The sequence below is a fragment of the Kitasatospora sp. NPDC087315 genome, assembly GCF_044744345.1.
Lineage (GTDB): Bacteria > Actinomycetota > Actinomycetes > Streptomycetales > Streptomycetaceae > Kitasatospora.
The window spans coordinates 15,506-34,336 of the sequence record NZ_JBIUYD010000001.1 but is presented as its reverse complement, the minus strand read 5'-3'; the positions used below and the strand labels follow the sequence as shown (position 1 = coordinate 34,336).

At 70.7% G+C, this 18,831-nt stretch carries 16 protein-coding genes, 1 pseudogene and 2 CRISPR repeat arrays (1 of these 19 running past the window's edge); of the genes and pseudogenes, 3 read left to right on the top strand and 14 right to left on the bottom strand.

Going from position 1 to position 18,831, the window contains the following annotated elements; all coding sequences use genetic code 11:
- Positions 1-151 precede the first annotated feature (151 nt).
- Both ACIO5D_RS00155 and ACIO5D_RS00150 read right to left on the bottom strand, forming a co-directional pair.
- A complete protein-coding gene (locus ACIO5D_RS00155) occupies positions 152-1,183 on the bottom strand; it encodes a methyltransferase (protein WP_363613859.1) in 1,032 nt (343 codons plus the stop codon).
- Positions 1,184-1,311: 128 nt separating this feature from the next.
- Complete coding sequence (locus tag ACIO5D_RS00150) at positions 1,312-2,451, bottom strand: right-handed parallel beta-helix repeat-containing protein (RefSeq protein WP_363613857.1); 1,140 nt, start codon at positions 2,449-2,451, stop codon at positions 1,312-1,314.
- 603 nt (positions 2,452-3,054) lie between these two features.
- Between ACIO5D_RS00150 and ACIO5D_RS00145 the strand changes: the two genes are divergently transcribed.
- On the top strand, positions 3,055-3,996 hold the full coding sequence (locus ACIO5D_RS00145) for a deoxyribonuclease IV (protein ID WP_400793355.1): 942 nt from the start codon (positions 3,055-3,057) through the stop codon (positions 3,994-3,996).
- 165 nt (positions 3,997-4,161) lie between these two features.
- Entirely contained in the window at positions 4,162-5,175 is a 1,014-nt protein-coding gene (gene sph, locus ACIO5D_RS00140; protein ID WP_400793352.1) for a sphingomyelin phosphodiesterase, read from the top strand.
- A gap of 111 nt (positions 5,176-5,286) precedes the next feature.
- Here sph and ACIO5D_RS00135 read toward each other — a convergent pair whose 3' ends face one another.
- From ACIO5D_RS00135 to ACIO5D_RS00120, 4 genes are all read right to left on the bottom strand, one after another.
- Complete coding sequence (locus tag ACIO5D_RS00135) at positions 5,287-6,042, bottom strand: transporter substrate-binding domain-containing protein (RefSeq protein WP_400756783.1); 756 nt, start codon at positions 6,040-6,042, stop codon at positions 5,287-5,289.
- Between the two features lie 101 nt (positions 6,043-6,143).
- On the bottom strand, positions 6,144-6,890 hold the full coding sequence (locus ACIO5D_RS00130; RefSeq protein ID WP_400793350.1) for a hypothetical protein: 747 nt from the start codon (positions 6,888-6,890) through the stop codon (positions 6,144-6,146).
- On the bottom strand, positions 6,890-7,291 hold the full coding sequence (locus ACIO5D_RS00125) for a hypothetical protein (RefSeq protein WP_400793347.1): 402 nt from the start codon (positions 7,289-7,291) through the stop codon (positions 6,890-6,892). Before ACIO5D_RS00125 ends, ACIO5D_RS00130 begins: the two co-directional genes overlap by 1 nt.
- 280 nt (positions 7,292-7,571) lie before the next feature.
- Entirely contained in the window at positions 7,572-7,769 is a 198-nt protein-coding gene (locus ACIO5D_RS00120) for a hypothetical protein (RefSeq protein WP_400651352.1), read from the bottom strand.
- A gap of 446 nt (positions 7,770-8,215) precedes the next feature.
- On the opposite strand from ACIO5D_RS00120, the pseudogene ACIO5D_RS00115 reads away from it, so the two are divergent.
- Positions 8,216-8,299 (top strand): annotated as a pseudogene (locus ACIO5D_RS00115) (hypothetical protein); the annotation flags it as partial.
- Between the two features lie 413 nt (positions 8,300-8,712).
- Positions 8,713-8,984: a CRISPR direct-repeat array (repeat unit 28 nt; unit sequence GAGCAACCCCCGCGAGCGCGGGGCCGAT).
- An 18-nt stretch (positions 8,985-9,002) separates the two neighbouring features.
- Here ACIO5D_RS00115 and cas2e read toward each other — a convergent pair.
- The 8 genes from cas2e to cas3 form a co-directional block, all read right to left on the bottom strand.
- Positions 9,003-9,281, bottom strand: a complete 279-nt coding sequence (gene cas2e / locus ACIO5D_RS00110; RefSeq protein WP_400651350.1) for a type I-E CRISPR-associated endoribonuclease Cas2e — start codon at positions 9,279-9,281, stop codon at positions 9,003-9,005.
- Positions 9,278-10,306 carry a type I-E CRISPR-associated endonuclease Cas1e gene (gene cas1e / locus ACIO5D_RS00105; RefSeq protein ID WP_363613845.1) on the bottom strand — a complete coding sequence of 343 codons (1,029 nt, stop codon included), beginning with the start codon at positions 10,304-10,306 and terminating at the stop codon, positions 9,278-9,280. Before cas1e ends, cas2e begins: the two co-directional genes overlap by 4 nt.
- A 3-nt stretch (positions 10,307-10,309) precedes the next feature.
- Positions 10,310-11,071 carry a type I-E CRISPR-associated protein Cas6/Cse3/CasE gene (cas6e, locus tag ACIO5D_RS00100; RefSeq protein WP_400651347.1) on the bottom strand — a complete coding sequence of 254 codons (762 nt, stop codon included), beginning with the start codon at positions 11,069-11,071 and terminating at the stop codon, positions 10,310-10,312.
- Positions 11,072-11,076: 5 nt separating this feature from the next.
- A complete protein-coding gene (gene cas5e, locus ACIO5D_RS00095) occupies positions 11,077-11,937 on the bottom strand; it encodes a type I-E CRISPR-associated protein Cas5/CasD (protein ID WP_400651344.1) in 861 nt (286 codons plus the stop codon).
- Positions 11,937-13,073, bottom strand: a complete 1,137-nt coding sequence (gene cas7e, locus ACIO5D_RS00090; protein ID WP_363613839.1) for a type I-E CRISPR-associated protein Cas7/Cse4/CasC — start codon at positions 13,071-13,073, stop codon at positions 11,937-11,939. The genes cas5e and cas7e overlap by 1 nt, the downstream gene beginning before the upstream one ends.
- 64 nt (positions 13,074-13,137) lie before the next feature.
- Positions 13,138-13,743, bottom strand: coding sequence for a type I-E CRISPR-associated protein Cse2/CasB (gene casB, locus ACIO5D_RS00085; RefSeq protein WP_363613837.1), 606 nt, complete (start codon positions 13,741-13,743; stop codon positions 13,138-13,140).
- On the bottom strand, positions 13,733-15,373 hold the full coding sequence (casA, locus tag ACIO5D_RS00080) for a type I-E CRISPR-associated protein Cse1/CasA (protein WP_400793345.1): 1,641 nt from the start codon (positions 15,371-15,373) through the stop codon (positions 13,733-13,735). The genes casB and casA overlap by 11 nt, the downstream gene beginning before the upstream one ends.
- 287 nt (positions 15,374-15,660) lie before the next feature.
- Positions 15,661-18,552, bottom strand: a complete 2,892-nt coding sequence (gene cas3, locus ACIO5D_RS00075; RefSeq protein WP_400793342.1) for a CRISPR-associated helicase Cas3' — start codon at positions 18,550-18,552, stop codon at positions 15,661-15,663.
- A 168-nt stretch (positions 18,553-18,720) separates the two neighbouring features.
- A CRISPR array of direct repeats spans positions 18,721-18,831; the repeat unit is 29 nt; unit sequence GTCGGCCCCGCGCTCGCGGGGGTTGCTCC; it runs 1,446 nt beyond the window's last position.

Below are 18,831 nucleotides of genomic sequence, written 5' to 3'. Positions count from 1 at the left end.
CTGCCCCCGCGGGGCGTCGGGCGCGGGCGGGGGGCGGCGGGCGGGGGGGGGGGGGGGGGGGGGGGCCGGCCGGGGGGGGGGGCCCGGGGGGGGGGGGGGGGGCCCCCCCCCCCCCGGGGGCCCGCCCCCCGCCCGCGTGTGCCGGAGCCGGTCAGCCGCGCACGGTGGCCTCGAAGGCGTGCAGGTACGGGTTGACCGGGTGGACGTCCGCGACGTCGAGGCCGGCCTGCTCCATCAGCCGCACCATGCTCGCCCTGGAGTGCTTGGCGCCGCCGACGTTGAGCAGCAGCATCAGGTCCATCGCGGTGGTGAAGCGCATCGAGGGGCTGTCGTCGACCAGGTTCTCGACCACCACGACGCGGGCACCGGGCCGGGCCACCGCGACCACGTTGGCGAGGGTGCGGCGGGTGCTCTCGTCGTCCCACTCCAGGATGTTCTTGATGATGTAGAGGTCGGCGCGGACCGGGATGTCCACCCGGCAGTCGCCGGGCACCAGCCGGGCCCGGGCGGAGAAGGCGCCGCCGTCCCGGAGTCGGGCATCGGCCCCGCTGACGACCTTGGGCAGGTCGAGCAGGGTGCCGTGCAGTGCCGGGTACCTCTCCAGCAGGCTGGCCAGCACATGTCCCTGGCCGCCGCCGATGTCGACCACGGAGTCGATCCCGGTGAGGTCCAGGTAGTCGGCCAGGTCCGCGGCGGACTGCCGGCTGGAGGTGGTCATCGCCTTGTCGAAGACCTTCGCCGAGTCGACTCCATCGCTGTGCAGGTAGTCGAAGAACTCCTTGCCGAACAGCTCGGGGAAGACGTTGCGGCCTGAGCGGACGGCCTCGTCCAGCCTCGGCCAGGCCTCCCAGGTCCACGGCTCGGTGCACCAGAGGGAGATGTAGCGCAGGCTGTTGGGGGTGTCCTCGCGCAGCAGGCGGGACATCTCGGTGTGCTCGAAGCAGTCGTCGCCGCTCTCGACGAAGATGCCGTAGCAGCTCAGGGCGCGCAGCAGGCGGCGCAACGGCTCGGGTTCGGTGTCGAGTCTGACGGCGAGGTCGGTGACGGTGGTGGGGGTGTCGCCGAGCGCGTCGGCGACACCGAGCCGGGCGGCCGCGCGGACGGCGGCGGCGCAGGCGGCGCCGAAGACGATTTCCCGCAGGCGCATCGCGGCCTGCGGGGTGGTGACGGGTGCGATGGTCATGGACCGTCTTTCTGCTGGTGGCTGGGGGTGTGCGAGCGCGGGGGCCGGAGGCCGGGGGCTTGGAGGCCTGGCGGGTCCGTGGGGCGGGACGTCGTGTGGCGGCGTGCCACGGAGCGGGCGGGCGCGGTTCAGCAGTGGCCGGCCGGCTCGGAGGTCTGGCACTGGTTGCGGGCGAAGGAGTTGCTGGTGCCGGTGTCGCGATCGGCGAGGTCGGCCGGGCCGTTGCCGGTCACGAAGTTGCCGGTGACGGTGTTACGGGCGTTGGGCACGCCGACCATGCTGGGGAAGAGGACGATGCCGCCGGACATCGGGGAGGCGCCCACGTTGTCGCGGACCTGGTTGTCCGTCACCGCGGTTTCCTCGGCGCCGGTGAGCAGGATGCCGGTGCCCTGGATGTAGTCCAGGCGCGGGTTGGGCGGGCAGTACTTGTTGTTGGCGACGACCTGGTTGCGGCTGACCGTCAGCGCGCCGGCCCGGGGCACGCCCTCGTCGCCGACGATGAAGACACCGCCGCAGTTGCCGTGGATGTCGTTCTGGTCGACGCTCAGGTCGCGCAGGCGGCGGACGGTGACACCGATCCGGTTGTCGGCGAGCACGTTGCCGCTGACCACGGTGCCCTCGGTGTCGATGGCACCGCCCTCGCTGTCCACGGAGTTGGCGAGGAAGACCCCGGACTGGCCGTTGCGGGTGGACTCGTTGCCGGAGATCACGGCCCGGGTGGACCGTTCCTGGCTGATGCCCTGCTGCCCGTTGTCGTGGACGTGGACCGAGCGCACGGTCATGCCGGTGGTCTCGGTGGCGTCGATGCCGTTCTTGCGGAAGCCGGTGACGGTGAGGTTCGCGATCTGGACGTCGGCGAGGCGGTGCCCCTCGGTGCCGACCACGCAGAGGCCGTGCCCGGCGGTGGCACAGGCGTTGGCGGCGGCATTGGCCGTGGTGGTGGCGTTGGCCGTGGTGGTAGTGGCGGTGGCGGGGGCGACGGCGCCGGGAGTGGCGGTGTCAGGGGTGATCACGCTCTCCGGGCCGGCGCCGCGCAGGGTGAGCCCGGGGGTGGTGATCCGGACGCTGCCCCGGTAGGTGCCGGGGAACAGCTGGATGGTGTCGCCGGGGAGGGCCGCGTCCACGGCCTGCTGAATCGATTCTCCTGGCTGGACGATGTACAGAGCGCCGACCGCGTGGGCCGGGGGCACGGCGGCCAGGGCCGTGGTCAGAACGGTGGTGGTGGCGGCGGTGGCCGCAGCGAGGTGGTGGACCCGTCGCGTGGGCATGAGTGACGACCTGCTTTCTTACGCGCTCGCGGGGATGCCGACACGGTGACGCGGTGTGCGCGCGGGACGACTGCCGGTAGGTGTCGGCCGAGTCGACGCTATGGGCCCGCGAGTGGCCCCGCCACCAGGGCTGGGCTACCGGGCTGACAGGGCGTCGGCCATGCGCCGTACCCGTCGGCGTGGCGCACGGCGCGGCGCGCGGGGCAGGGCGTAACGGAGGCGGGCGCGGGAGGAGGCGCGACGGCCCTCCGGCCGCGCGGCCGCGCGGGCGGACGGGCGGACGGGCGGACGGACGGACGGGCGGACGGGCGGAAGCGCTGGGGACAGCCATGACGGGGAGTGCCGTGACGGAGGATGCCGTGACGGGGGGTCGGGCGCTGGGGGCAGAGGTCGGTCTGCGGCCGGGGCGGCACGTCCGCACCGAAGACACCGGCGCCCAGGTCGACCGCCTCGATGGGCTCGGCGCTGGTCGTGGATGCCTCCGCCGGGTTGCCGATCTGTCACAGATGGTGACCGGCCCGGCGCCATCCGGTCTAGCGTTCGAGCCTGGCCTCACTCGATGGAGTGGAGCGGGCGCCCGGCGCGCGTGGCATGCTCGGGGCCATGAGCACCGCAGCCGCACCGCCCGTCAGCACCGTCCGCAACCCGATCGGGGCCCATGTGCCGGTGGCCGCGCGCGGGCTGGCGGGGACGGGTCTGGCGTACGCGCGGCGGGTGGGCGCCGAGACGGTGCAGGTGTTCGTGGCGAACCCGCGCGGCTGGGCCACTCCCCCGGGCAACCCGGTGCAGGACGAGAAGTTCCGCACCGCCTGCGCCGAGCAGGGCGTTCCGGCATACGTCCACGCGCCGTACCTGATCAACTTCGGCTCGGACAACGCGGCGACCCGCGAACGCTCGGCCGACTCACTGCGGCACTCGCTGCTGCGCGGGCACGCGATCGGCGCGCTGGGTGTGGTCCTGCACACCGGTTCGGCGGTCGGCTCGGCGCCCGGCGGCGGTTCGCGGCGGGCGGAGGCGATGGCGCAGGTCCGCGCGGACGTCCGGCCGCTGCTGGACGAGCTGGACGCGCTCGGCGAGTCCGCGCCCCGGCTGCTGCTGGAGCCGACCGCCGGCCAGGGCAGTTCGCTCTGCTCGCGGATGGAGGACCTGGCCGAGTACCTGGACGCGCTGGACGGCCACCCCAGGGTCGGGGCCTGCCTGGACACCTGTCACGCCTTCGCGGCCGGCCACGACCTCGCCGCCCCCGGCGGCACCCGGGAGGCGCTGGACGCGCTGGTCGCGGCCGCCGGGCCGGGGCGGCTGCGGCTGATCCACGCCAACGACTCGGAGGACGTGGTCGGTGCCCGCAAGGACCGGCATGCCAACATCGGCGCCGGGTTGATCGGCGCGGAGCCGTTCCGGGAGCTGTTCGAGCACCCGGCGACGGTCGGTGTCCCCCTGGTCGTCGAGACCCCGGACCGCAAGCACCGCGGGGACGGCACCGGTCACGCGATGGACATCGCGACGCTGAAGGAGCTGCGCGCACGGGCCGCCGTGCCGGCGTAGCGCGCCGCCGGGGAGCCGGAAAGCAGAGGGTGGGGCGGGAAGCCGTCCAGGCAAGTCGGCCCGATCGAGGGAGAGTTGGCCAGACAGCTTTACATTACCGATGAGTTCATATGGTTATCGTCCGACGTCTTGCCGGGCGTGGCCGAGCGCGCGTTGACTGCGCGCATGCCAACTCCTGCCGCCCCCCGCCGGGCCCCGCGCCTCGCCCTCGTCTGCGCGGCCGCCGCCGCGCTGCTCGCTCCCTCCGCCGCCGCCACCGCCACCGCCGCTGCGCCCGCACCCGTGCCCGCAGCGGCGCCGGCGCCCGTGCCGGCGCTCAACGTGCTGACGTACAACGTCTTCCTGATGAGCAAGAACCTCTACCCCAACTGGGGCCAGGACTACCGGGCGAAGGCGATCGCGGCCGCCGACGTCTTCCGGGGCCACGACGTGGTCGTGCTCCAGGAGGCCTTCGACAACGCCGCGTCCGACCTGCTCACCGCGCAGGCCTCCGCCGCGTACCCGTACCACACCCCCGTGGTCGGCCGCTCGACCAGCGGCTGGGACGCCACCAACGGCAGCTTCAGCACCGCGACCCCGGAGGACGGCGGGGTGACCCTGCTCAGCAAGTGGCCGATCCTGCGCAAGGAGCAGTATGTCTTCAAAGACGCCTGCGGCAGCGACTGGTGGTCGAACAAGGGCTTCGTCTACGCGGTGCTGAACGTCAACGGCGTGCGCACCCACCTCATCGGCACCCACCTGCAGTCCACCGACAGCGGCTGCTCCGCCGGGCAGCCGGCGGCGGTCCGGGCGGCACAGCTGAAGGCGATGCGGGCGTTCGTCGACGGCAAGAACATCCCGGCCGCCGAACCGGTGCTGATCGCGGGCGACCTCAACATCGACTCGCACGGCTCCGAGTACCCCGCGCTGCTCGCCAACGCGGGCGTCGCCCCGGCCGACGCGCGGACCGGCTGGGCCAACTCCTTCGACACCGTCGACAACTCGATCGCCGCCTACCGCTACCCCGGCGAACCGAAGGAGGACCTGGACTACGTCCTCTACCGCGCCGACCACGCCCGGCCGGCGACCTACACCAACACGGTGGTCCGCCTCCACAGCACGCCGTGGACGGTGAGCAGTTGGGGCACCAGCTACACCTACCAGGACCTCTCCGACCACTACCCGCTGACGGCCGGATAGGGCCCGCCCACGGCCGGGGCCCCGGCAGCCCCGGAGGCCCCGGCCAGGTGGAGGCCGGGGCAGCCGTCAGCGTTCGTGCCCGCTCTGCGCGGGTGGACGGCCGACCACCCACTACCCGACTTTGTCACGGCACGAGAACGTGTCGATGTCGGTTTCCGAGGGCTTGTAGTGGCTCTGCCAGTTCGGATCGGCAGCGACGATGCTGGACAATTCGATGCTGAAGTCCTGGCTCCAGGCAGCCGTTTTCACATAGTTCTTCAGCTTCTCCTTGATCTTCTGACACTCCGAGCGATTTCCCTTGGGGATCCCGATGCCGTAGTACTGCGCCTCCCCGATGTGCAGATTCGGGACGACGGTGAGCTCCGGATAGAGCTGGGTGAAGCCGTACAGGATCATCTGGTCGGTGGAGACGGCGGCCGCCTGCCCTGACTTGAGATCCTCGACGCACTGGGAGGCGGTGGGCGCCTGGTAGGACACCATTCCCGTGGTCCTCTTGTCGACCACCCGCGTCGAGGTGGTACCCGACCAGGTGCAGACCTTCTTCCCCGCCAGGTCGTCCAGGGTGCGAACCTGCGGCCCCTTCGCGAGCACGAGGAAGCCCTGGTACGTGACGGCGTAGGGGCCCGCGAAGTCGTGGGCGGGCAACCCGTTGGTACCCTGCAGACGCTCGTTGTTGATCGAGTACGTGGCGACCACGAGATCGATGCCGTGCTTTCCGTCAAGTACCACCTGGCGGTCCTGGGACGGCACGTCCTCATACTGGGGCAGCTTGCCGAGCGCCCCGGCGACGGCCTCGGCGACCCGCCAATCGAACCCTGACCGCTTGTAGTCGTGTGAATAACCTGTACCCGGCTGGTCGTTCTTCATGGCGACTCGAATCGTTCCCCCCGCATCCGGGCCGCATCCGGATGCGACCCCTGCGACCAGCCCCAGGCACACCAGCGTGATCCGCCAAGTCCTCTGCTTCATCAAGGCAACCACCACTCGTTGTCATGAAGAACGACGGATTCAAGATGAAGATCCATCACGCAGCCCTCCCCCGCCCTGACCACCGCTTCCAGCTCTACGTGCTGTCGTGCTCCACGCAGATCGATGTCACCGGTCTGGTGATCCCCGCTCAGCGTGATCGACTTCGCGCCGTCGCCCAGGAGGCGGATTTCCGCCCTGGTGCCGTTCATCGCGGCACAGACCCCGTCCGGGTAGTGATCGTCCAGGCTGATGCGCACCCGCAGGAAGCTGCGGGGGCTGGGCCCATCAACCACCATCGTCGCCCTGCCGTTGTCGGCCAGCGACTGAACGTCGTGCGGGGTCACCTGGCTGGTGACGTTCACGGCCACATCACCGTGGCCGGCCAACGCCCTTTGCCAGGCAGCGGCGAGCACTCCGCTCACGATGACACCACTGATGAGCCCGAGGTACCCGACGGCCTTCCGCCTGGTCCGTCCGAGAAGCCACCAGAGGCAGAACCCGGCGACGATCGCGCAGATGACCACCAGCAGGACGTACGAAACGACCTGGCTGCCGGAGGCGGCGGGCGACAGGAGGATCCCGGCCACCGCCCCGACCAGCACCACGAGCAGTGCGATCAGTTGCGGCCCATGCCCCCCGAACCTGTTGTACTGGTCACCCGAACCGCTGTGCATGGCGGTCTGTCCGCCGCCGACCTCGACCTCCGTTCGATACGTGGGCGGCCCGTCCGGCCCCGTATCCACCATCAGTTGAAGGTGACGTTCTGGTCGCCGGAGCCACTGTTGACGGCGGCCTTTCCACCGTTGACGGTGACACTTGTCTCGTGCCGTGCGGGTTCGCGGCCCAGGGCGGTCAGCTCGCCGACGAGTGCGTTCAGGTCCGCTGTACGCATCTGTGCCAGCGCTGCTCGGATCGTCTGCAGCCGCCGAGCGCGATCGCTCTCGTCCTCGCCCTCCGCACCGGTCAGCAGGTCCTGCCAGTTCGGAAGCCCGGCCTCCGGCTCCTGCGGTGACGGTGCGCCACCTCGGTGACGGACCAGAATCTCCCGCGCCCGCCCGACCAGTTGCCCCCAGTCAAGTCGAGTCATCAGAGCAGCAATTGCGTTCACGCCAGCTGTGACGGCAACCGCCCCGAGCTCCTCGCTCATCCTGAACTCCGATCATTCATGGCACTGTTGCGGCCCATCGTAAAGTGGAGAGGGCCGCCCGTCTGCCTCTTCGCAGCACCAAACATCGTCCGGTGGGGACGAGTTCGACACCGGTCAGGCATGGATATCATTCCCTGCTGTCGCAGCACGTCACGAGCCCGAGAGGCCCCGGATTCACGCCGCCCCCGGCCGCGTCGAGATCGGGACTCAAGGGGCGAAACAGGTCTCGGAAGGCATCACCGAGGCGGAGTCGGCGGAACGGAAGTCGCCTCACAACCCATCACCCCAGCCGGACCTGGCCCGGTTCCACCCTTGCTGTCGGCGAACCACTTCGAGCAGGGGTGCCGACCCGGCGATGCGCCTTCGGCTCCACCACCGTCGACCGGGGCGCCGTCCGGGTTTCAAGCGTGGCGGTGGGGGTGTGCGAGCCGTCGACGCCGTGGTCCTCCAGCCGTTGCAGCGTGGTGGCGACCACCACCAGCGCCTGGTGACAGTTACCGGCGGTCCCCCTCCCGCGGGTACGGGCGGACGAACCAGTACACCTCAAAGCTCCACCTGGTCGAGGCGGCGCAGCAGCCGCTCCTGGCCGGGCTTCGCCTTCGTGGCGTGCTCGGCCGCAGTGAGCGGCGGTCGGCCGGGCCAGGCCCGCTTGCGGCCAAGAGGCCAGAACGAGGGCGACGGGCGGGTAGACCGTGCTCCAGTGTCGGCCGGCGCGGACGGCGCCGTTATGCTGGGCCGCCCTGGCCCAACGACCTGGTGCGTGATTGCGGTGGCGATGTGACTGCCTGATCGTGCGCTCTCAGTCAGGCGGTCCTACGTTGTTGATGGGTTGGACGGGCCAGTCGTACGGTCCTGAGGCCCAGAGACGCCGGGTATGGCTTTCAGGCGGTTGCCATCGATGGTTCGGTCGCCGACCAGGCCCGCATGCGCCGCGACCTCACGGTGCTGCGGCCGGACGACGAGCACGCCGTCGAGCTGCGGATCCTCACCGGCCGACGAGCGGACCTGAGCGCCGACCGAACCCGCCGGATCAACCGCCTGCGCGGCCAACTCAACGGGATCTTCCCAGCGTTGGAGCGAGGCCTCAACCTGGACAACCAGGGACCGCTGATCCTGCTGACCGGCTACCAGACCCCCGCCGCACTGCGGCGCACCGGCCGCACCCGGCTGACGACCTGGCTCCGCCACCGCAGGGTCCGCGGCGCCGAAGCGCTGGCCCAGGCCGCCACGGAAGCGGCCGAACGCCAGCACACCGCCGTCCCCGGGAAGGAAACCGCCGCCCAGGTGATCCACACCCTGGCCAAGGAGGTGACGGGCCTCAACGAGCAGATCACCGAGATCAACAAGCTCATTGCGGCCCGGTTTCGCGAACACGACCTCGCCGACGTGATCGCCAGCATGCCCGGCATCGGCCCACTGCTGGGACAACCCCGCGAGCGCGGGGCCGATCAGCTCGCACGCACGCCAAGGTGATCAGCAAGAGAGCAACCCCCGCGAGCGCGGGGCCGATTAATCAAGTGGGCACCCGTCGCCGCCACTGTCGGAGCAACCCCCGCGAGCGCGGGGCCGATACGGGTCGCCAGGGCGGCGGCGGTGGCCGCCGCGAGCAACCCCCGCGAGCGCGGGGCCGATCCGTACGGGGCCGCCGACCCGCCGGGCGGCGGCGAGCAACCCCCGCGAGCGCGGGGCCGATACTTCGTGACCTGCGGCGTTACCGACGAGGCCGGGCCGAGAGAATCAGTCCGTCAAAGTCGACGGGCTTCCAGCGGTCCTTTCCCGCTGTCCGCACAGTCCAGCCCTGCTCGTTGCCGGCAGGCTCGACGAGGACAGCCTGGCCGTCGCCAATGCGGGTGGCGAGGAGTTCCCAGAGGCGGTCGCGGATGCGACGGCTGGGGTTGCCGACGAAGACGCCCGCGTTGACCTCGACCATCCATCGGGTGAGGTGCCCACGTAGGCCTTCAGGGGCTGCGACGAGGATGATGACGGTCATCGGCTGTCCTCTGATGTGTCCTGGTCGAATTCAGGCCCGATGATGGCCACGTGCTCGTCGCCCATGCCGGAATCAACGACCGTGTCGGCCGGCAGACTCACAGCGGCTGACCAGTTGACGCCGCCCTGAACCGTCCCGACCCGCTCGTCCCAGAGTTCGTTGACCTCGGCGTCGGGCATGTCGATGCCGTCCGGGCTGAGAAGTGCCTTCACATCGTGGACGATCCGGCCCAGGAGTCTGTCTTCGGCAATGCGGTCACGAAGACCGAGGCGGGCGTCTCGCTCTTCGGTATGTCCGAGTTTCGCGAGGTCGAAGGCCAGCGGGATGGTGTATTCGGCCTTGTACAGGTCGGCGATGTCGAGGACGAAGGAGGTGGCCAGGCCGGTGTGGACGAAGCCGAGGCCGGGGCTTGCTCCGAGTCCGGTGATGACGGCGTGGCAGATGCCGTACAGGGCCGCGTTGGCTGCCGAGAGGAGACGGTTGAGGTCGTCGCCGGCGGCGTGGGCGTCGCCGGCCTTGTAGACGCGACCGTTCCACTCGACGCCGGTGCGGCGGGACTCGGCCTGGTACAGCTTGCGGATGCGGGCGCCTTCACGGCCGCGCAGTTGCTGCATGGTGGCGGCGCTGACGTCTTCGCCGGGGAACCGCATGCGGTACATGTTGCGTGCGACGGCGAGGCGTTCCTTGGTGCGGCTGACGAGCCAGGCCTGCCGGTTGAGGAGGGCGGCTCCTCTGCTGGGGCCGAGTCCGGCCGCGTACATGCGGACGCCCTGTTCGCCGACCCAGCAGATGGTGGTGCCGGAGTCGGCGAGGAGGTTGACGGCGCCGTGGGTGATACGGGTGCCGGGGCCGAGGAGCATGACAGCAACCATGGCGGCGGGGACGCGTACTGTCTCGCGTTTGTTGACGACCACCACGGCGTTCTCGTCCCGGTCGATGTGGCTGCGTTCGACGTAGACGCTGGAGACGCGGTCGGCGAGGCGGTGCAGGTCGTGGGGGTGGGCTTTCCACCAGATGTCGGCCATCGGTCAGCGCTGTCCGCTCGGCAGTGGGGCGAGGGTGAGCAGGCCGCAGCCGTAGGCCTTGGACGGGCCGATGCCGCCGAGGAGGGCGGTCTGGAGGAGGTCGGGGTCTGTGATGCGCAGGCGTCCTTCGAAGGTGGCGGTGGTGAGGGTGACGGGGGTGCGGGTGCCGGGTTTGGTGAAGGTGCGGCGGCTGCGGTCGGTGATCCTCACCTCCTGGGCGGGCGGGCCGTCGGTGGTGGAGGGTTCCAGACCGGGTGCCGGAACGTCGGTGCGGGCGGCGGGGACGGTGAAGCCCCAGCGGGGGGTGCGTTCCAGGAACCAGGTGAGTTGCTGGGCCGCGGTGCGGTGCGCGATGCGGTAGGAGCGGTGGTGGAGTTCGGCGGCGGTCTTGGTGCGGTGGGGGCTGGACTTGTCCGGCGTGGAGGTGTTCTGGACAGGGCTCGCGGTGAGCCGGAAGCCGAACTCGCGGCCCGTGGCGAGTTGGGCGATCAGCGGGCTGTAGTCGCGGATCGCGTAGTGCTCGCCATCGGCGTCCGGCCATCCGGCCTGTTCGACGATGTGGGTCCAGTCCGGTTTGGCCGGGGTGAGGACCAGGAGCACGGGGCGGCGCGGATGGTCGGCGTCAAGGCGCCAGAGGATCCGGTCGCCCGGGGCCTGGTCGGGGATGCCGGCCATGACGGCGCCGTGCAGGGCACGCGGGTTGGCGAGCAGGGTGCGGCTGGCCGCGCGCAGGGGGTTGATGCGGACGCGGGAGAGATAGGTCATCGGGGTCACCAGCCCAGCAGGGCGAACGGGTCGTGGCCGCCGTCGGTGGCGGGCGGTTGGGCGGCCCGGGCCGCCGCGGAGGGGGTCAGGCCGGTGGGGACGTTGAGCCAGGTATGGCGGATACGCCGGGCAGTGAAGCCACGCCGGTGCGGGGCGAAGGACAGCGGCACGTCCTGCAGGACGTCGTCGCCGGCCGGATCGTCAAGGGTTGCTGCCAGGTCGATGCGGTCCACGGGGAACGGTACGAGGCCTCGCTCGGCACGTCGACGATAGACGTCCATGGCCGATCCGCCGGCCTGCCACGGTTCCTTGGCGAGGACGGCTTCCAACGTGTCGGCGCGAGGCATGCCGAGGACGACCGGTTGGGTGGGGACGCAGGAGCGCCGGCCGAGCGCGAGGGGGAAGGCCGGGTGGCGGATCGCGTCGCAGAGCGCCGTGACGAGGTCGGCCGGACCTTGAACCGCGGCGAGGAACACCGCGTCCTGGAGGTAGTAGCGGTGCGTGACGTGGGTCTCTTTGGCCGGCGAGGTGAGTTTCTGGACGCCTTTGGCGTTGACGCCGGTCTGGGGCAGCGGGCGGCCCCGGTAGTCGCTGACGGTGTGGTAGTCGCGCAGGAGGGTACCGGGCTGGTCGATGCGCACGCCCAGGCGCAAGCCGACGAGGTCGGTGATGTCTGCCTCGCGGGGGCGTCCGGCGGCTGCGGCGAGCAGCCCGACGACACCGGACTTGGTGGGCTGTGGTGGGGTGTCGCGGCGGTTGAAGGCGCTGCGGTCTCCCCAGGACTGGAGGGGGCCGGCCAGGCGCAGGACGAGCACGGCCTGTGCCTGGCCGGTCAGTTCCTCGGCGGCTGTGGGGTCGGCGGGCATCAGTTGTCCTTCACCCGCTCGGTGAGGGCGGCGCGCAGACCGTCGCGGAGCTTGGCGAAGGTCTGGTTGGGGCCGAACGCCTGCTTCAGCTGGGCCGCCTCGGCGCTCTCGTCGCCCAGGGTGTGGCAGATTCCCACGTACTTCGGGGTGTCGCCCCACTGGCTGGTGGCGACGGTGAATTCCTCGGCGAGGCGGCTCGCCGATGCGGCGACGATGCCCTCGCCGGTGGGGACGGCCTTCTCGTAGGCGGAGACGAGGTTCACGGGCTGGTCGGTGCGGACGACGACCGCGACCAGGCTGGGTCGGGTCCGGTGGGCGAAGGAGTTCCCGTAGCCGGTGGGCATGGATCGGGCGAACGAGTCGACGAACAGGTCGATGGCGTCGACGGCGGCCTTGTCCTCGCCGAGGTTGTCGACCAGTTGGTGCAGGCCGACGGTGGCATAGCGGTAGAGGGTGGCGGAGTTGAAACCGATGGTGCCGATCATTCCGGCGCCGGTCTCATCGGCGGTGTTCTCGTCGTCGACGGCGGTGTAGTAGTCGAATTCGAGCTCGGTGGCGTGGGTGGAGATGGCGTGGGCGACCTGGGTGGCGGCGTCGACGTTCAGGCCGGGGATGTCGGCGACCATGCGGCCGAACAGGGCGACGTCGGCGGGGTGCCCGGTCTGCAGCTGTTCGCGGACCGGGAGGTCCTTGACCGCTTCGTCGAGCTGTTTGTCGTCGAGTGCGGCGAGGTCGGTGGCGGTTCCGGCGACGAGGTCGACGATGTTCTCCAGCTGGCGGCGGCCGAAGAAGAGCAGGTACGCGGTGTCGCCGGCCTTCTTGCCGGCGGCGATGCCCATCGGCTTGAGGAGCGCGCCGACGATGCGCTGGGCGTCGTCGGCCGTGATCTGGGTGCGCTGGGCGAGACGCTTCGCGAGCTGGGCGGCGATCCGCTTGGTCCGGGTGCCGAGGTCCTCCTCGTCGCGGCTCTCGGCGAAGTGCATCCGGGTGGCTCGCTTCCAGGCCTGTGAGGAGACGCGGGAGCGGCGCTTGCCGCCGAAGTACGCCTCCTTGGGGTTGCCGTTGTCGTCCCGATTGAGGTTGGCCGGCGGGACGGTCTGCAGGATGTGTACGTCGATGTACAGGCGGTCGGTCATGCGCTTCTCCTCGGGAGTGACGGGACAGGGTCGTGCCGGTGCGGGTGGTGCGCAGGGGTGTGGTTCAACTTGTGGACGGAGCTGGGGCCTTGCTCTTCCACGCCTGGTAGCCGAGGGCCCACTTGAGGCGGACCTGCGGCCGTCGGTCGGTGCTGTGCCAGTCCTGGATGTCGGCCATCAGGTGGTTGTAGTCCAGGGGTTGGCCGATGGTCCGCAGTTGGGTGATGAGGCCGCGCAGATGGACCAGCAGGGCGGAGACGCTGGTCGCGGCGGCCAGTTGTGCCACGCGGGTGTCGAGCGCGTCCTCGCTGTACTTGCCGCTCTGGCGCAGGTGGCGCAGCGCGCCGCCGAGTTTGACGCCTTGGCGGTGCATCGGCTGGGCCTGGCTCTGCTGGTGGAGACCGAAGAGGGCGAGGGCCGCGTGTTCGGCCTTCTGTTCGTCGGAGACCTCGTCGCGCAGCGCGAGTACGTCGTTGACCTGGCTGCGGTAGTGCGGCCACATCTTCGGGCTGTCCATCACCGGGCGTCCGAGGCCGGAGCGCAGAGCCGCCAGTTCCTCGCCGGGCGGGCGTCGTGGTTGTCCGGAGAGCGGGTCGATCCGCCAGGTGTGGTCGGGGGCCGTGTACCGGTCCCAGTAGCGACGTTCTGTGGTGGCCTTTTCAGTAGTCAAGGTCGGCTCCGGGGAATGGTTCTGTGAAGTCCTGCGAGTAGGCAGGTCGGGCGGCGGCGGCTGCCCGCACGGCGTCGGTGTAGCGGGGAAGGATGTCGCGAACCTGACGCCGGAAGTTGTCGGCTGCCGTGCCGAGGGAGAAGGTGTGCTTCTTTCCCGCCTTGCCGGGCTGGTCGGCGGTCCGGCCACCGAACGCGTTCGCCGGTACGGCGAACAGGAGGGCGTTCGCCCGGTCCCATGCCTGGCGGGCAGCCAGTTGCTCCCACGCCAGCCGGCCGCCTTCCAGGAGCTCGTCGTCGCGTTCGGCCCGACGGACGCCGACCAACAGCCGGCGGACCACGGGGTCGAGGTTGTGCAGGAGGAGTTCGCCGGGCCGCTGGCCCTTGTCCCAGGGGATCGGTTCGGCGCCGGAGGCCCGGCGCAGGTCGGCGGAGAGGTTGTTCACCGCCCGGGAGAGCAGCTCCGCCTGTTCGGCGACGTCCAGCAGGAGCTGGTGGGCCTCGCCGTCCTGGTGCAGGGCGAGCAGGGGCAGGGGGATGGCATCGTGGATGACGTCTTCCACGACGGAGGACTGGTTGCCGTAGACCATGCCGAAGGTCTCGACCTGCAGTGGGTAGTCGGCGGGGAGTTGGCCGGCTTCCTGCAGGGCGCTGATCTGGTCGAGCAGGACGCTGGTCTCGAAGACGCCGCCGTTGCTCTGGCGGATCGGTGCGAGCAGTGCCTCGAGGCCACGCCACGCGGCCTTGCCCTGGACGTGGCGGCGCGGGCGGCGTTCGGGCAGGGCCGAGGCCGTCTTCTTGGCGGGCGGGGTGAACGTCCAGGCGGTGTGCGGCTCCAGTTCGGGCACTGCGGTGAGCCGGTCGCCCGCGCTGATGACCACCCGGGTGACCTTCAGTTCGCCGGTCTCGTCCTGGTGCGGGATCAGCCGGATGCGCCGGGCCTGCCACGTCCACAGGTCAAGGAGTCCTTCGGCGGCACGCGGCGTCCACGCCGGGCCGCGCGGGTCCTGTTTCCACTGCGGTAGGCCGAGTTCGGTCGGCGGGGTGATGGGGATGTTCAGCATGAGGGTGTCGTACAGGGTGGGACCGGCGGGGACGATGACGCCGAGCTGTCCGAGGGGGCCGGTGGGGTTCCCGGTCGTTTTTCCGGCCTTGACCTGTGGGTCTCCCACCACTCCGGTCTTGATGGCCGCGGTGTCCCAGCAGTGGGTGTGCAGCAGCCAGTGGGCGGCCTGGGCGGGCGTCAGGTCGAGCGGGTCCGCGTCGGTGCGGCTGGCGAACAGCGGCACGTTGTTGCCGCTGGCTGCGGTAGCCACCAGGGTGGCGGTGCCCTTCGTCTCGTCCTTGGCCGTTCGCAGACCGGCCACCTGTCCGAACGGGGCGACGGGATCGAACAGGTCGAAACGCGTGCGGTGCTCGTCGAGGTAGGCCAGGATCTTTCTCTTCTCGTCCCCGGTGAAGCCGCTGCGCGCGAATCGGGCGGCCTGCTCGGGCAGGTTCCGCGGTGCGCCAATGGCGTCGGCGACGACGGGCAGCAGGATCTGGCGCAGAAGGGCCGGGAGTTGCGTGGCGAACTCGACGGCCAGGCCCTCGAACTCGTCCGCCCGCGTCAGGGTCTCGGCGAGTCCCATCGGGACGGGGGGTCCGCCGCCCAGCGGACGCGATGTCAGCCACGGTTCGTCGACAAGGTTGTACCCAGGCACGCGCTTTGCTCCCAACTGGCCCTGTTTTAAGCCTGCGTGAGTTCATGGTGGCACCAACCGTCACTCGCTGCGGGGTGAATGCTTGAATTGCCCCTCAGCCCTGCGGCCTGTACCGGCAGGGATGGCCCGTGGCCGTGTTTACGAGCCCTTGTGGGCCGCAAGTCGGCCCCGCGTTCGCGGGGTTGGGGGTGGGCCGGGCGTGTACCGGCCCACCCTCATCCGAACCGGCGTCCGCCGCTCACCACGAGTCCGAGCAGATCGTCGTAGCGCAGGCGGTAGTCGCCCAGGACGGCCTCGCCGCGCTCGTCGAGTTCGAGCGCCAGGCTGTAACGGAGCCATGGGTGGTCGCGCCAGCCCGGCAGCGGTCCGAGCTCCTGCTCTGCCAGGGACGTCAGGGAGACGGGCAGCCGCACGGTCCCCGCGAGGACGTCGTCCACCACCTCGGCGGCCACCTCGCCGCCGGGCCCCAGCTTCCGGCCGGTCATCGCGTACACACCCTTGTCGTCCCGGCGGACCAGGACCACCTCGGCGCTGCGGTCGCCGTCCCGCACCAGGGCCTCGAACTGCCCTTCGGCCAGGGTGCCGTGGCCCCCGTAGTGCAGCCCGGCCAGCGTCGGCTCCCCGTGTTCGCCGGCCCGGGTGAGCAGGTACTTCGCAGCTTCCGCCCGACGCTGTTCCTGCCGTTCCTCCCAGTCCTGCCGGGCCTGTGCCTCGGCATCCGCCCACTCGGCGGGGACGACCGGGCCGGTGCCGTAGACCCGTGCCACCAGCTCCGGCACCTGTCCGGGGACGCTCCACACTCCTCCGTCGGCCTTCGTCACCTCGGCTGCCGTGCGCAGCAGGAGGTACCGTCCGTAGATCTTCTCGGTGGCCGGCAGGATCCACGGTGGGCCGTCCCCCGAGAGACGGGTGCCGGTAATGAGGACGGTGGGCTGCGCCAGCAGGGCCGGTCGCTTCACCCCGTCGTGGCGGTGGAGGCGTCCGATGCGTTGCAGGAGCAGGTCGATCGGTGCGAGATCGGTGATCAGCAGGTCCGCGTCGACGTCGAAGGACTGCTCAGCGAGTTGGGTGGCGACGAGGATCAGCCTGCCCGTACGCTCCGTCCCCGCGCCGGGCGGCCCGAGCACGCGCAGGGCGCCCTGCGTTCGGTCCGCCCGGTGCCCGGCGTGCAGTCGACCGTGCAACAACCGCAGCTCCTTGGTGCCGAACTCCTTCCGGAGGGCCTCGAAGGTGGCCTGGGCGCGGGCGACAGTGTTGCGGATGACCAGAACGCGCCCGCCCCCGGCAAGCCGCTCCTTCAGGTGGTCGACCACGGCGGCATCAGCCGCACTCGTGCCCGCCTGCTCGACCGGGGAGCCCGAGTCGGCGGCCGGCTCGTCGATTACCTCGACACGCACCGGCAGGTCCTCGCGCCAGGACTTCGTACTGTCCACCAGCAACTTCGGCCCGTCCTGGTCCAGCCAGGCCGCCGTGACGCTCGGGTAGCCCACCAGTTCAGGCAGTTCGACCGCCGCCGGGGCCTCGGCCGACTGCGCGCCTGCCAGGTAAGCGGTGACCAGAGTGCGCCGCTGGTCCGGCGGCAACGTGGCCGAGAGCAGCAGCACGGGGACACCTGCCTGCCCGAGCCACCACAGGCCTTCCAGGAGGAACTGAGACATGTAGACGTCGGCGGCGTGCACCTCGTCGAGGATGACCACCTTGCCGACCAGGCCGGCCATGCGCAGCATCACATGCTTCGTGCGGGTCGCGGCGTACAGGAGCTGGTCGATGGTGCCGACGGCGAAGGGGCTCAGCAGCCCGCGGCGGCGCCCGAGGAACCACTCGGCGGGGGCTCGGCGCTCCGGGCCCCGTGCGGTCTCGCCGAACGAGGAGGGCAGGCCGTACTCGTCCTCACCCACCGAGGAGTAGCAGGCGTCGGCGTCCTGCCCCCACTCCCCCGCGTCGTCGAGGAGCCGGCGCCACTCCTTGTTGAACATCCTCTTGCCGTGCAGCAGGGCAACCTGGTCCTCCAGCCCCTCTTCGATCTCCCTCAGCCACGACCGGACCTGGGTGAACATGGGATCTGCGGTCGCCTGGGTCGGCATGCCCAGAAAGACGCCGTCCGCGCCGTGGCGCGCCGCCATCAACTCGGCCGCCGCCAGAGCGGCCTTCGTCTTCCCCTCCCCCATCGGCGCCTCGACGATCACCAGGCCCGGGCCCTCCATGCGGCGCACCACGTCCAGTACCAGTTCCTGTGACTGCCTGGGTCCGTGGCCGAAGCGGTCCTGGAAGGTCTCGGGTCCGGGCACCGCCAGCGAACCCCAGCCACCGCGCAGCCCCAGCTTCGACCAGGCAGCGGCCGCCCGCTTGCGCGCGCCGGCCATCGTGACGCGGGACAGGTCGGAGATGCCCTTGAAGTGCCGCTCGTCGCTGGCGATCCAGTCCGCCATCACCACGAACCCGGACAGCTGCAACTGCACGGCGCGAGACGGCACATCGATCGGTTGCACCCCGCCGAGCACCGGCTCACCGGCGAAACCCAGCTCCCGGGAGAACACCTCGACCAGCGCCGACTGCGCCCGCCGCCACGCCGGGGTTTTCCCCTGCAACTCCTCGTTACGCTTGGGCGGAGTCAGCTGCCCCAGACCAGGGAACGAGCCGTGGTGGCCCGCCACCAGCGGCCAGACCCAGTCGACGTGCTCCTGGGGCCACTTCGCCTCCGCGAGCAGGCCCCGCAGGATGCGGCCGCCCGCCTTGTCGTGCCGCCAGGACTTCCCGGCCACCGCGTACTTGTTCCACGACAGCCCCGCCTTCCGTACCGTGGCAGCGCCGGCGGCGTCGACGTGCTGGAACGCGGGAGTCGCTTTCCCGCAGTCGTGGATTCCACAGAGCCAGACGAAGAACCGCCGCCCCTTGTCCCGACCACCCGCCAGGGCTTCCAGGCGCCAACGGGTCACTGGTGGAAGGTAGTTGTCCCAGATGATCTCCGCCACGGCCGTGGTGTCCAGCATGTGGGAGAGCAGAAGGTTGGCCTCCCCGCCCGCCCTCCCGGCGGACTTGCCCCACAACGCCCCCAGCCAGCCCACGACTTCAGGCGGGATCCCACGCCAGCGGCTATCACCGGTCATGCCCTGCCTCCCATCCCGTAGGCTTCGGCAGCGTAGGGCACTGCACTGACAATCCACCAAGCGGGCGGGGAGACCTGGTAATGAGCCATCCTGTTCCAGTGCGACCGAAGCGCGAACCAACTAACTCAATCGCGGCCCTGTAGTCCACAACGCCCCAGGTCAGCAAGTGTCGGCCCCGCGCTCGCGGGGGTTGCTCTTGTCCAGTACGACAACTTGCCCCCCATGCGGAGTCGGCCCCGCGCTCGCGGGGGTTGCTCCGGTGGCATCGGCCTTCGCGGC